Annotated in this window: 13 protein-coding genes; 6 read left to right on the forward strand and 7 right to left on the reverse strand. The window is 69.0% G+C overall.

All coding sequences use genetic code 11. The annotated features are described in order from the left end of the window. Positions 1 to 89: 89 nt before the first annotated feature. From BCO18175_RS10955 to ypfJ, 3 genes are all read right to left on the reverse strand, one after another. Positions 90 to 767, reverse strand: a complete 678-nt coding sequence (locus BCO18175_RS10955; RefSeq protein WP_174980644.1) for a hypothetical protein — start codon at positions 765 to 767, stop codon at positions 90 to 92. A gap of 51 nt (positions 768 to 818) precedes the next feature. After that, entirely contained in the window at positions 819 to 1,559 is a 741-nt protein-coding gene (locus BCO18175_RS10960) for a helix-turn-helix transcriptional regulator (protein ID WP_174980645.1), read from the reverse strand. A gap of 163 nt (positions 1,560 to 1,722) precedes the next feature. Then, complete coding sequence (gene ypfJ / locus BCO18175_RS10965) at positions 1,723 to 2,604, reverse strand: KPN_02809 family neutral zinc metallopeptidase (RefSeq protein ID WP_174980646.1); 882 nt, start codon at positions 2,602 to 2,604, stop codon at positions 1,723 to 1,725. A gap of 397 nt (positions 2,605 to 3,001) precedes the next feature. On the opposite strand from ypfJ, the gene BCO18175_RS10970 reads away from it, so the two are divergent. From BCO18175_RS10970 to BCO18175_RS10990, 5 genes are all read left to right on the forward strand, one after another. Next, the gene (locus tag BCO18175_RS10970; protein WP_174980647.1) at positions 3,002 to 3,793 is read left to right on the forward strand and encodes an SDR family NAD(P)-dependent oxidoreductase; all 792 of its coding nucleotides are present in this window, start codon (positions 3,002 to 3,004) and stop codon (positions 3,791 to 3,793) included. Between the two features lie 198 nt (positions 3,794 to 3,991). Beyond that, entirely contained in the window at positions 3,992 to 5,044 is a 1,053-nt protein-coding gene (locus BCO18175_RS10975; RefSeq protein WP_174980648.1) for a LysR family transcriptional regulator, read from the forward strand. Positions 5,045 to 5,145: 101 nt separating this feature from the next. Continuing rightward, positions 5,146 to 5,835, forward strand: coding sequence for a DUF4286 family protein (locus BCO18175_RS10980; protein ID WP_174980649.1), 690 nt, complete (start codon positions 5,146 to 5,148; stop codon positions 5,833 to 5,835). A gap of 79 nt (positions 5,836 to 5,914) precedes the next feature. Further along, the gene (locus BCO18175_RS10985; protein ID WP_174981393.1) at positions 5,915 to 7,234 is read left to right on the forward strand and encodes an MFS transporter; all 1,320 of its coding nucleotides are present in this window, start codon (positions 5,915 to 5,917) and stop codon (positions 7,232 to 7,234) included. Positions 7,235 to 7,283: 49 nt separating this feature from the next. Further along, entirely contained in the window at positions 7,284 to 7,985 is a 702-nt protein-coding gene (locus BCO18175_RS10990) for a DUF2848 domain-containing protein (protein ID WP_174980650.1), read from the forward strand. Positions 7,986 to 8,394: 409 nt separating this feature from the next. On the opposite strand, the gene BCO18175_RS10995 is transcribed toward BCO18175_RS10990, so the two are convergent. Both BCO18175_RS10995 and BCO18175_RS11000 read right to left on the reverse strand, forming a co-directional pair. Next, positions 8,395 to 9,786 carry an RtcB family protein gene (locus BCO18175_RS10995; RefSeq protein ID WP_174980651.1) on the reverse strand — a complete coding sequence of 464 codons (1,392 nt, stop codon included), beginning with the start codon at positions 9,784 to 9,786 and terminating at the stop codon, positions 8,395 to 8,397. 131 nt (positions 9,787 to 9,917) lie between these two features. Continuing rightward, the gene (locus tag BCO18175_RS11000) at positions 9,918 to 10,901 is read right to left on the reverse strand and encodes an NAD-dependent epimerase/dehydratase family protein (protein WP_174980652.1); all 984 of its coding nucleotides are present in this window, start codon (positions 10,899 to 10,901) and stop codon (positions 9,918 to 9,920) included. Between the two features lie 101 nt (positions 10,902 to 11,002). Between BCO18175_RS11000 and BCO18175_RS11005 the strand changes: the two genes are divergently transcribed. Further along, complete coding sequence (locus tag BCO18175_RS11005; protein ID WP_174980653.1) at positions 11,003 to 11,905, forward strand: LysR family transcriptional regulator; 903 nt, start codon at positions 11,003 to 11,005, stop codon at positions 11,903 to 11,905. Between the two features lie 51 nt (positions 11,906 to 11,956). On the opposite strand, the gene BCO18175_RS11010 is transcribed toward BCO18175_RS11005, so the two are convergent. Both BCO18175_RS11010 and BCO18175_RS11015 read right to left on the reverse strand, forming a co-directional pair. Continuing rightward, the gene (locus tag BCO18175_RS11010) at positions 11,957 to 12,277 is read right to left on the reverse strand and encodes a DUF7660 family protein (protein ID WP_174980654.1); all 321 of its coding nucleotides are present in this window, start codon (positions 12,275 to 12,277) and stop codon (positions 11,957 to 11,959) included. Positions 12,278 to 12,335: 58 nt separating this feature from the next. After that, entirely contained in the window at positions 12,336 to 13,208 is an 873-nt protein-coding gene (locus BCO18175_RS11015) for a LysR family transcriptional regulator (RefSeq protein WP_174970352.1), read from the reverse strand. Between the last annotated feature and the right edge of the window lie 20 nt (positions 13,209 to 13,228).

Below are 13,228 nucleotides of genomic sequence, written 5' to 3' on the forward strand. Positions count from 1 at the left end.
GGCAGCGCGTGGGCGCTGAGCGGACGGGTTCGAACCCCGCCGGGCTGGCTGGCGGTCGAGGCAATCAGTCGGCCCGGGACCGACGTCGGTCACCCACTGACGCTCATGCAGCCCGCTTGACCGACCAGTTCGTTTTCCTTCGCACTACCCGATGTAAACAGGCAAAAGCTGGCGCCGAGGTCGCTTTCGAATTCCATCAGGAAGTCCAGTCGGCCGTCGCGATCGAGGTCGCCCGCCCAGATCAGCGACGCGCTGAACGGCGGCGAGCTGCCGTCGAAGTCATGCAGGACCGACCGCTTGCCGTCGCCTTCTGCAATCACCGCACCGGATACCGTGTGGCGCAGTGCATACCGGCGGCCATGAAAGCCGAAGCGCAGCGGGCTGGCGCCGGGCTCGATCGCCCTTCCGTCCTTCGGAAACGCCAGGTTCGCCGCGTCGACCTTGCCCTGCCTGAGCGACTTGCAGCGGAACAGCGCCACGGCTTTTCCGAGGTTTGACTTGATGTCGACGATGTCGCCGCTCGGCTGCGACGGTTCGAACCGGACGGTTGCGAGTGCGAGCTTCCAGCGATTCCCGGCCGGAATCAGCCCGAGCCACCCGCCTCCGGGATAGTCACCGGCCTCGCCGACGTCGTCCGGGGCAATCCGGGTCGGTTGAAGCACGAGACAAGGATCGGGCTCACTCTCTTGCGCGCAGGCCGTCGAGGCCGTCGCGGCACCCAGCAGGAAAAGCAGCACGGCCAGCAGCACTTTGGCGTTGGTATTCATGAATCGGCGATCGCGAAAGGTTCGAAGTCCGGACCGCAATTATCCGACGAATTACAGGAACAGCGCCCCGACCAGTTCCGTGCGGTTCGACACGCCGAGCTTGCGGAACATGCGCATCAGGTGCGTCTTGACGGTCGGCTGGCCGAGCGCGAGATCGCGGGCGATCTCCTTGTTCGAGCGGCCGTCGCGCACCAGGCGCGCGATCTGCTCCTCGCGGTAGGTCAGCCGCTCCTCGCAGCCGATCCGGTGGATCCCGCGCCGCGCGCGCAGCAGCGGGCTCAGCGCGGCTTCGGCAACGGGCTGCAGCCGTGCGAGCGCATCGATCTCGCCGGGCGCGAACCGCCCGGCCGTGCTGTTGCCGGCCACGCCCTCAAGCGTTTCACCCGCCCCGAAGCGCAGCAGCGAGAACGCGCCGACCGTCCGGCCCGCATCACGTAGCCAGATCTCGACGACGTCGGCCACGTCGTGCCGCCGCAGGAAACGGGTCCAGTACGCGGACGCGTCGCGTCTTTCGTCAGGCAATTGGGAAGCGAGCGTGACGACCGCGCACTCGCCTGCCGCGCAGCGCGACGGATGCAGCGGATCGAGCATCCGGTAGCGCGCGACATAGGTGCGATGCATCGATTCCGGCATCCCGAACAGCTCGAAATCGGCCGGTTCGCCGCTCTGGTCGAGCCGGTAGAACACGATCGCGGACGGGCTCGCGAACGCGTCGAACGCGTCCACGCACGCGCGCAGCGCGCGTTGCCAGTCGGCGGCGTCCTGATCGGCGGGAGTGGTTGGGGTCGGCATGGTGGAATCGGCTGGCGGGCGAACCTATCGAAGATCGAAGTTCGGGCCAGCCTACCGGCGCCGAAAAGCGCCGGTGAGCACAAATCGGCAAATCGTCCCGGCCCGGCCGGCATCGCGGATTCGGCCGGGACGATGCGGGCGCGCGACGGTACGCGCGCCGCTTTCAGCGTGCGTTCGCGGCGAACGTGTCGCAGGCGCTCAGCTCGCCCGACTCCATCCCGCGCCGCAGCCAGTACACGCGCTGGTCGCTGGTGCCGTGCGTGAAGCTCTCCGGTACGACATAGCCCTGCCCTTGCTGCTGCAGCCGGTCGTCGCCGATCGCGGCGGCGGCTTTCAACCCCTGCTCGAAATCGCCGGGTTCCATCAGCCGCTGGTTCGCGCGCTGCGCGTTGTTCGCCCACACACCGGCAAAGCAGTCGGCCTGCAGTTCCATCCGCACCGACAGCGCGTTCGAGTGAGCCTGGCTCGCCCGCCGGCGCGCGGCGTCGACCTTGTCGGAAATGCCGAGCAGGTTCTGCACGTGATGGCCGACTTCGTGCGCGATCACGTAAGCCTGCGCGAAATCGCCGCCCGCGCCGAAACGCGTGCGCAGTTCGTCGTAGAAGCCGAGATCGATGTACACCTTGCGGTCGCCCGGGCAATAGAACGGCCCCATCGCGGTCTGGCCCGTGCCGCATGCGGTCGGCGTCGAGTTCTTGAACATCACGAGCGTCGGCGGCTGGTACTGCGCGTGCAACTGGGTATTGAACACGCCCGTCCACGTGCGCTCGATATTGCCGAGCACCTTGCGCGTAAATACCGTGCCCGCATCGTTCGCCGGCGCGCCCTGCCGCTGCGCGGGCGCGGGCTGCGCCTGCTGCTGGCGGCCCTGCAGCGCCGATGCGCCTTCGAGTATCACGCGCGGGTCGATCCCGAAGAAATACGACGCGGCGAACGCAACCACGATCGTGCCGATGCCGATCGTCGCGCCACGCCCGCCGCCGAACCCGCCGGCGCCGCGGCGATCCTCGACGTTCGTGCTTTCCCTTTCGTCGTCCAGCCTCATAGCCGGCCCTCCCTGTTCTTGTCGATGATCCGGCGCGCGAGCGCGCCACCGGGCGATATGTTGTCGTGGCACGATCCGTCGGCCGATGCCATGCGCGTCGGGTGCGCGCACACGCCGGGATCGCCGGCCTGCCGCTCCGCTCGCACGACGGAATCGGCCGACCGATGTGCCGCGCGTCGATACGCGGCCCGCCCGCGCTATTCTGCCGGGCTTTCGTGACTTATCGCAAAAATGTGGAGGATAGAGTGATTCGGCGCCGGACATCGTCAGCCTTTGCAAAATGGCCCGCTGCCGCCCCGGTCGCCAGGACGCGGCCCGCGTTCATCCTTTCGGCTGATACCAGCGCTCGCCCGCGCCGCCTAAAGTGACCGGAAACGACACCTTTCCGGAGCACGACATGACCCACCCACAACCCCGCACGATCGCGATCACCGGCGCGGGCACCGGTATCGGCGCCGCGTGCGCGCGCCGCTTCGCCCATCGCGGCGACCGCGTCGTGCTGATCGGGCGGCGCCAGGCGCCGCTCGACGCGCTGGCCGCCGAAACGGGCGGCCTCGCGCTGGCCGGCGATGCCGCAAGCACCGCCGACTGGGCCCGCTTCCTGCCGCAGATCGCCGAACGCTTCGGCCGCGTCGACGCGCTCGTCACGTGCGCGGGCGGCCACGGTCTCGGCCGCGCGGACGAGACCGACGACACGCAGTGGCGCGACGCAATGCACGCGAACCTCGACACCGCGTTCGTCAGCGCACGTGCTTGCCTGCCCGACCTGATCGCGCAGCGCGGCAGCATCGTGCTGGTCGCGTCGATCGCCGCGCTCGCGGCCGGGCCCGGCGTGTGCGGCTACACGGTCGGCAAGCACGCGCTGCTCGGGCTCGCGCGGTCGCTCGCGCGCGACTACGGGCCACACGGCGTGCGGGCAAATGCGGTGTGCCCCGGCTGGGTACGCACGCCGATGGCCGATGCGGAAATGGAACCGCTGATGTCGGCGCACGGCGACACGCTCGACGGCGCGTATGCGCGTGTCAGCGCCGACGTGCCGCTGCGGCGCGCGGCCGACCCGGACGAGATCGCGGCCGTCTGCGCGTTCCTCGCATCGCCGGACGCATCGTTCGTGACCGGCGCGACGCTCGTCGCGGACGGCGGCGCGATGGTCGTCGACGTGCCGACGCTCGCGCTCGACAAGCTTTGATGCGTGCTGGCACGCCGCCCGCGTGACGCACACATCGCAGGCGGCGTTTCGTGCACGTCCTCCTGCCCTTTACCACCCGCCCCCGCACCGGCCACCGCACGCGCATCGCGGCATCCGCTCGTTTCCCGCCTCCGAAAATCCGCTACCATCGACCGATCCCGCCGCCCTGCCCGGCACCGCCTTACTGTTTGAACGTCGATGAACATCCGGTTTCTTGAAACCTTCGTCTGGCTCGCGAAGCTGGAAAACTTCCGGCTCACGGCCGAAAAACTGCACACGACGCAAGCTGCCGTGTCGAGCCGCATCGCGTCGCTCGAGGAAGCGTTCGACGTGCGCCTGTTCGATCGCAACACGCGCTCGGCCACGCTCACGCCCGCCGGGCGCCGGATGCTCGCGTACGCGGAGCGAATCGTGCGGCTCGACGGCGAAATGCGGCGCGACATCGATGCGGCGAGCGACGCGGGCCTGATCCGGATCGGCGTGATCGAATCGATCGTGCACAGCTGGTTCCCCGCGCTGATGGCGCAACTGCGCGAGCGCTATCCGCGCCTCGACGTCGAGATCACGAGCGACACGACGCTGCACCTGATTCGCCTGCTCAGCACCGACGGCGTCGACCTGATCCTGCAGACCGACCCGGTGCCGGGCCCCGATTTCACGAACCTGCCGCTGTGCGAATTCCCGGTGCGCTGGGCGGCCAGCCCGCGCCTCGGGCTCGGCGGCCAGGCGCTCGACGTCGCACGCCTGGCCGAATTCCCGATCATCAGCTTCTCCCGCCACTCGGGGCCGCACGCGACGATCGAGCGGTTGTTCGCCGCCGTCGAGCGGCCGGCCAGCATCAACTGCATCACGTCGGTCGCCGCGATGATCCGCCTCGTTGCCGACGGCTTCGGCGTGGCCGCATTGCCGCCCGCGATCATCGGGCGCGAGTTGCACGAAGGCGCGCTCGAACTGCTCGACGTCGCTCCCGAATTCCCCGCACTGCCGCTCGTCGCGACGTATCGCAGCCAGGGCCTGCCGGTAGCCGCGCGCATCGCGGAACTGGCCAGCGAAGTCGCACGCGCGATGGCGGCCGCCGCGAGCCACGCAAGGACGGCAGCGCCGGCCACGACCGACAGCGTGGACAAAACACCCGCCCGTCCCGCGACGAAAACGAAAACCAAAGCCAACACACCGGCGAAAGCGAAGCGCACGACGCAAGCCGCACCGGCCGCCACGCCCCCCGCGAAACGCCGCCCGCGCCGCTCATAAGAAAACCTGTTCACCGCGAATTTGTTTTCTTGTTGGACGGGCGCGGCCCGTCTTCGGGAAACTGCGGTTCCTGACACACCCCCGTCACGAGGAACCCCGCGATGACCCGCCTTTCCCTTCCGCACGGCCAGCTTTGCGTCTGGACGGATATCGACGCCGCGCACGAAGCCGATTTCAACGCGTGGTACGACCGCGAGCACATGCAGGAACGTGTCGCGATTCCCGGCTTCACGCATGCGCGGCGCTTCCGTGCAACCGATCGCGGCCCGCGCAAGTACCTCGCGCTGTATGTGACGGACGCGCTCGACGTGTTCCATGGCGACGCGTACCGGCGCGCGTTCACGCAGCAGACCGCATGGTCGCTCGCGAACTTCGAGCGCATGACGGGCACGCAGCGACGCGTCGGAGAACTGACGATCGAGGCCGGTAACGGCGAAGGCGCGCATCTCGCGCTGTTCGTGCTGCCGCCGGATCGCATCGACGTACCGCGGCTGCGCGAGCGCTTCGACGGCGCACTGCACGAACCGGGCATCCACGCCGCGCGGCTCTTTTGCACCGCGCCCGAGCTGTCCGCGCCGATCGGTGCCGATGCGGCCGCCCGCCCGGCCGCCGATGCGCTCGTGCTGATCGAAGGCAGCGATGCGGCCACGACACGCCGCGTGGCCGCATCGCTCGCCGGGCACGAAGACGTCCGCACCTTCGACCTGCTGTGGCGCGCCGCCGCACCGCTGCATACGGCACGCGGCAACGTCGAAACCGAGGCCGCTACCGCTGCCGCCCTGCCGGCCTGATCGCCCACGCCGGCCGCACCGCAGGCGCGATGCCCGCCAGCGCATCGGCCCGGCGTTTCATCCCGTTCCCCGTCACGACATACCCGACACCATGAGCACTCTCGCCCAGCCCGCCGCCCACGCGCCCCGTCGCGTCCGCAACAGCCGACTCGCGACCGCGAGCATGATCGGCACGTCGCTCGAGTGGTACGACTTCACGATCTACAACACGCTCGCCGCGCTCGTCTTCAACCACCTGTTCTTTCCGTCGGTCGATCCGCTGGCCGGCACGATCCTCGCGTTCTCGACCTATGCGGTCGGCTACGTATCGCGTCCGCTCGGCGGCTTCGTGTTCGGCAATCTCGGCGACCGCATCGGCCGCCGCGCGGTGCTGATGCTCACGCTCGTGCTGATGGGCGTGACGACCGCGCTGATGGGCGCGCTGCCGACCTACGCGCAGGCCGGCATCCTGAGCCCGATCCTGCTCGTCGCGCTGCGCTTCGTGCAAGGTGTCGCACTCGGCGGCGAATGGGCCGGCGCGGTGCTGCTGTCGGTCGAGCACGGCGACCAGGAGCGCCGTGGGCTGTCCGCGTCGTGGACGCAGATCGGCCCGTCGTTCGGCACGCTGCTCGGCACCGGCTGCATCGCGCTGGTGACGCTGTCGACCACGTCGGGAGACTTCCTGTCGTGGGGCTGGCGCGTGCCGTTCGCGGCCAGCGCGCTGCTCGTCGTGTTCGGCTTCTGGCTGCGGCGCGGCGTCGACGAAACGCCGCAGTTCGAGCAACTCGCCGAATCGCACGCGACCGCCGAGGTGCCCGTCGCGGACGTGCTGAAGTACCACTGGAAACGCCTGCTGATCGCGGGCGGTTCGCGGATCGGTTCGGACGTGCTGTATGCGCTGATCGTCGTGTTCACGCTCACCTACGTGACGACCGTGCTGCACCTGTCGCGCCCCGTCGCACTGACGGCCGTGATGATCGGCACGGCCTGCAATGCGCTCGCGGTGCCGTTCTTCGGCGCGCTGTCGGACCGCTTCGGCCGCCGGCCCGTGTATCTCGCGGGCGCGCTCGCCGGCATCGTATGGGCGTTCGTGTTCTTCGCGATGCTCGATTCGGCGCGGCCCGGCGCGATCGTCGCGGCCGTCGCGATCGGCCTCGTGATCCACGCGGTGATGTACGGCCCGCAGGGCGCGTTCGTGACCGAACAGTTCCCGACCCGCGTGCGCTATGCAGGCTCGTCGCTCGCATACACGCTTGCGGGCATCGTCGGCGGCGGCTTCGCGCCGCTCGTGATCGCCGCGTTGTTCCGGCAGACGGGCACGACGACGGCCGTATCGCTGTACGTCACCGCCGCGCTCGTCGTCACGTCGATCGCGCTCCTCGCCGCCCGCGAAACCGCGCACAAGCCGCTCGCGGATTGAGCGTCGCCGCCAGCCGATTCATTCCTTCGCACTTCAAACGGATACCCGCATGCAAACCCTGTCGTTCAACGTGATTTCCCGGCAAGGCGCGCCGACCACCGTCAACGCCGAGATCGAACGCGTCGTGATCGCCGGCTGGGCCGGGCGCGATCCGGCGGCGATCCGCGCGCATATCGACGAACTCGCGGCGCTCGGCGTCGCGCCGCCGTCGACCACACCCTGCTTCTATCGCGTATCGGCCGCGCTGCTCACGCAGGCGCCCGCGATCGGCGTGCTCGGCGCACGCTCGGGCGGTGAGATCGAATGCGTGCTGGCCGACAGCCCGGCCGGCACGCTCGTGACCGTCGGCTCCGACCATACGGATCGTGAAGTCGAAGCCTACGGCGTCGCGGTGTCGAAGCAGGTGTGCGCGAAGCCGCTCGGCCGCGACGCGTGGCTTTACGCGGAAGTAGCGGATCACTGGGATGCGATCGAGATGCGTTCGTGGCTGATCTCGCGCGATGGCGAGCGGACGGCGTACCAGCACGGCGCAGCAAGCGGCCTGCTCGCGCCCGACGTGCTGTGGCAGCGCTTCGACGACCGCCGCACGATGCCCGCGCGCTGCGCGATGTACGGCGGCACGGTCGCCGTGCATGGCGCGATCGCGGCGATGGGCGACGGCGATGCGTTCGAGATGGAACTGCACGATCCAGTGCTCGGGCGCAGCCTTCGGCACCGCTATGCAGTGGAGATGTTGCCGGTCGTGGCATAACGGGCGATGAGGCGCGGCACACCGGCGCGGCAGCGTCCTGTCGCCGCGCCTGCCGCTGCTAGTACGGCTGAAAGCAGTGATAGTCCGGGAAGTTGATCTGCGAGTTGTTGCAATACAAAACACCAGCCAGGTCGGTGCACCCGCTCAATGCGAACATAATTGCCCCCGCAACCGACACTTTCCATCCGAAATGCAACATTGCGCACCCGTTTTCGCTTTTTTCGACGTTGATCGACATGATGCTCATCGGACGCGCCCGGGTATGTGGAAAATTGTTGTGCCGCGTGTGCTTCGGTTCGCGACGACGCCTCCCCGTGCCCGGGCGCAGGCCGAGGCACGAGCAGGCGGACGGTGTGTCGCCGGCCCTGGCGCACGCAACGACGGCGGGCACGGAGCACGCCGCCGCCCGTCACGCCTTGAACGTGATCCACGGCTTCAGCCGGACCGCGCTGCGAATGAGGCCGGCCTGCTCCTGCGCATCGATCACGGGCCCGATCGGCTTGTAGGCTTCCGGCGCTTCCTCGATGCGGCGCTCGTCGCGCAGCGTGACGCAGCGCCACGTGCCCGGCGCCTGCTCCGTGCGCATGCGCCGTACCGCCTGCCGGCGCACGCTGCGGCCGGCACCGTGGCTGCATGACCACAGCCAGTCGGGGTGGCCGAGCCCGGTCGCGAGAAACGACGCATCGCCCATCGATCCGGGAATCAGCACGAGATCGCCGTCGCGGGCGGGCGTCGCCCCCTTGCGATGGATGTTCATCCCGTTTTCGCGCAGCACGACGTTGTGCGGCACGTCGACCACGAGTGCCGAGCGGGTCTCGCCGGTGAGTTCCGCCAGTTCCTTGCGCACCATCTCGGCAAGCACGACACGGTTGAGCCACGCATAGCGCGCGGCCGTGCCCATCGCGACGAGGTATTCGCGCGCCAGTTCGCCGGAAAGCCCGTACAGGCCGCTTTCCGGATGCCTGACGCCCGCCGGCCACGCCGCGCGCGCCCGGTCCATCCAGCGGCGCCCGACGTAGAAACCGACATCGCGCGAACCGCTGTGGATCATCACGACGACATCGTCCTTCGCGAGTCCCGCACGGTAGGCCGCATGCCGATCGAACACGGCGTCGACCACCTGCAGTTCGACGAAATGATTGCCCGACCCGGGTGTACCGAGGCAAGGATCGCGGAATACCTCGCGCGACCCGACGTGTGCGTCCGGCGCGTATTTCGCGCTGCCGCCGAACCGGTCGAGGCCGATGCACGACGACAGTTCGTCGATGAGCCGGTCGCGGTCGACGTGCTGCCAGAGCCCCTGCTGCGCGACGCGATCGACGAATGCCGCCGGGCCCGCATCGAACAGCGCGCGGAATGCGTCGCTGGCGACCGGCACGTCGCGCCGATCCGCGAGAATCGCACGCGTCAGCCGCTCGACCAGCGCCGTCTCGAACGGCGCGAGCGCCGACCGCTTGAGGCCCGTGGTGACGAGACGCATCCCGCAATTGATATCGGTGCCGACCGCAGCGGGAATCACGAACGCGTCGTCGGTCGCGACGATCGACCCGACGGGCGCGACTCCGCCCGGATGAAAGTCGGGCGTCGCGCACGCCTTGCACACGCCCTGATGGCCATCCGGCGAACGGACGGCCGCGAACGCGAGCAACTGCTGAACGGCCTTCTCCTCGAGCGGGAGCGAATCGGGCAACAGGACGGACGCCTGCGTCAGTTCATTGCGCAGGTGATAGATGCCGGCGTGATAGTCGACATGGATGCCTTGCCGTTGCAAGGCCTTTTTTAAGCGAGGAAGAGTAGACATCGCTGCTGGAAATGAAAAAGGTACGACGCGACCCCCGGCTTTCCGGCGGTCGTGGGTACCTTCCTGCAGCAGCGTCGAGGAAGGGAGCGCGGATCATAGCAGAACGCGCTTGCGTTCGCGACCGCCGTTGCTCACTTGAGACACCCGAGCCCCGCCAGCGTCGCCTCCACCGCCGTGTCGAGCGGCGTCACCGGCTCGCGGCCGAGCACCGCGGTTACCCGCGCGTTGTCGAGCCGGATCGATTCGCGCCACAGGTAGCGCATCTCGAGCAATTCGCGCAGCGTCGTGACGAACGGCGCCGCGACCCACACGAACCACCACGGGAACTTGCGCACCGTCGGACGCAGCCCGTGCCGCTGCGCGACGCGCCGTACGGCCTCCGCCATCTGCGTGCCGTCCGCATCCCAATGTCCGCCGAGGTGAAAGCGTGCAAACGGTTCCAGCGTGTCGCGCCGCTCGATCAGCTCGACCATCGTGCGCGCGGCGTCCGGCACATACGACCATTGATGCCCGATGCCGTCCCGCCCCGGCACGCTGATGGCCGCAACCGGCTGCCCGGCCTTGACGAACCCCGCCGCGAACCAGCTGTTGCCGGTGAGCTTCGGCCCGAAGAAATCGCCGGCGCGCACGATGATCGTGCGAACGCCCTGCCCGGCCGCATCCTGCAGCCGGCGCTCCAGCTCGACGCGGATCGCGCCCTTGCGCGTCGACGGATGCTGCGGCGCATCCTCGACCAGCACCGGAAACGCATCGGCACCGTAGTTGTAGACCGTGCCCGGCAGCACGACGGTGGCGTGCTCCGCCTTCGCCGCCGCGATCGTGTTGTCGATCATCGGCAGCACCTGCCCGGCCCAGTTCCGGTAGCCAGGGGGATTCACCGCGTGCACGATCACGCTGCAGCCGCGCGCGGCCCGGACGACTGCATCGCGGTTCATCGCGTCGCCGCGCATCCATGCGATGCCGTCGCGCTCCACGACCTCGGCGTCGAGCCCGCGCTTCAGCGCGCGCACCTGCCAGCCCGCATCGCGCAACTGCCGAGCGACTTCCCCGCCAATCCCGCCGCTCGCGCCGAGCACGAGTGCCTGTCGTTGCGTCCCGCCCACGTGGTTCGTCATTGCCGCTCTCCTTGAATGAACTTCCTTGATGACACGCGTTCTGGCGCGCCATCGGCTATCAAGGAATTGCCGAACCCAATCGATCAGCTATACATTTATGTATGACCACCGATCTGAACTGGGAACGCTACCGCACCTTCCTCGCCGTGCTGACGGAAGGCTCGCTGTCGGGCGCGGCGCGCGCGCTCGGCATCACGCAGCCGACGGCCGGCCGCCACGTCGCGGCGCTCGAGGCCGCGTTCGGCCAGACGCTGTTCACGCGCTCGCCGTCCGGCTTGCTGCCGACCGAGGCGGCGCTCGCGCTGCGCGGCCATGCGGAGGCGCTGCGCAGCGCGGCGGCCGCGTTCGAGCGCGCGGCCGCGAGCCACGGCGCCGGCGTGCGCGGCATCGTGCGGATCTCCGCCAGCGACGTGATCGCCGTCGAAGTGCTGCCGCCGATGCTCGCGCAATTGCGGCGCAACCATCCGGGTCTCGTCATCGAACTGGTGCCGACCGACCGCATCCAGGACGTGCTCAAGCGCGAGGCCGACATCGCGGTGCGGATGGCGTCGCCCGCGCAGGAAGCGCTCGTTGCAAGACGCATCGGCGAAATCGAGGTCGGGATGTATGCGCGCGACGACTACCTGGCGCGCAACGGTGCGCCCGCGACGATCGATGAACTCGCGCATCACGCGCTGATCGGCTTCGACACGGTCACGCCGTTCATCCGCTCGGCGGGCCACAGCATGCCGCTGTGGAAGCGCGATGCGTTCTCGCTGCGCACCGACAGCAACCTCGCACAGCTCGCGATGATCCGCGCCGGCTACGGGATCGGCTTCTGCCAGACCGGGCTCGCGAAACGCGACGCGCGGCTCGTGCGCGTGCTGCCGGACGGGCCCGCGATGCAGCTGGAAACCTGGGTCGTGATGCACGAGGACCTGCGGACGAGCCCGCGCTGCCGCGCGGTGTTCGATGCGCTGGCCGACGGGCTGCGTGCGTATGCGAATGGCGAAACCGTCGAATAGACGGTTCGCGGCGACGGTCACGAACGAAGTGAACGAAGCGCCCGAGCGGCGCTATTCGTAGATTTTCCCGGCGAACAGGATGTCCGCCATGCGCCGCCATGGATTGTCGGGCACGTCGTAGAAGCGCAACCCATCCTCCGATGCCTCGGCCCAGTCGACCATTGCGTCCAGGTACTCGCCGATCGAATGGTTTTCCCAGCCGAGCGCGGCGCGCGAGTACGGCGACGGCGGCACGTCGGCCTCGAGCTGCCGCTCCTTGTTCCAGTCGTGGCCGAGCACGCGCAGGAAGTGGATCAGCGAGCGTTCGTCGATCACGCGTTCCAGCGCATCCTGCAGCTTCGCGGCCATCTGGCGTTGCAGTTCGTCGTTCATTTTTTGTCCCCTGGCGCGCCTCTCAGGTACGCGCTGCCGCATGTCGTGCGGCCCGGTTTTACATCAGCAATTGCCGCGACAGCACCTCGCGCGCCTGCGTGACGGTCTCGCGTTCGCCGGGCATCGGCGGCGTCAGCGAAAACACCGCGTCGGGCAGCGGCGGCAGCCGGTATTTCGCGCCGAGCCGCATCAGGCCCTCGCCGATCGCCGACGCGCACAGGCAGCCCACCCCGAGCCCCGCCGCCAGCATCGACTGCAGCCCCGCGACCCCCGACGCGCTGTGCACGAGCCGGTACGGCATGTGCTGCTCGTCGAGCGAGCGCACCGCGACCTGATGCATCATGCAGTCGTCCGGCAGCAGCACGAGCGGCAGCGGCTCGGGCAACTGCTCGGCGAGCGCGGGCGATGCGACCCACGACAGCGGCTCGCGCCGCAGCACCCAGCGCGTATCGGCCGACGCCGGCCGGAACGGCCCGCTCGACAGGTTCATCACCACGCCGAGATCGACCTGCCCGCGCGCATGCGCCGCCTCGATATCCGCGCTCTTCATCGCGCTGACGTGCAGGCTCAGCTGCGGGTAGCACTCCCGCAGCCGTGCGAGCAGGCCCGCGACTTCGTTGGTCCGGTAGTAATCGGTGATCGCGACGCGCAGCTCGCCCTTGATCGCCTGCCCGCGCACTTCGTCGAACGCGGCCTCGTTCAGCGCGACGATGCGCCGCGCGTGCTGCAGCAGCCGCGAGCCGGCGGGCGTCGGCTCGACCCCGCGCTTGCTGCGCACGAACAGCGGCACGCCGGCGCGCGATTCGAGCTTGCGCACCTGCTCGCTGACCGTCGACTGCGACAGGTGCAGCAGCGGCGCGGCGGCTGTCAGGCTGCCGGCGTCCGCGACCGCCGCGAAAGTACGCAACTGATCCAGGTCGAAACCGCGCATCGCCATGCTCCATCCATCGA

Source organism: Burkholderia lata, assembly GCF_902499335.1.
GTDB classification, from domain to species: Bacteria; Pseudomonadota; Gammaproteobacteria; order Burkholderiales; family Burkholderiaceae; genus Burkholderia; species Burkholderia lata_B.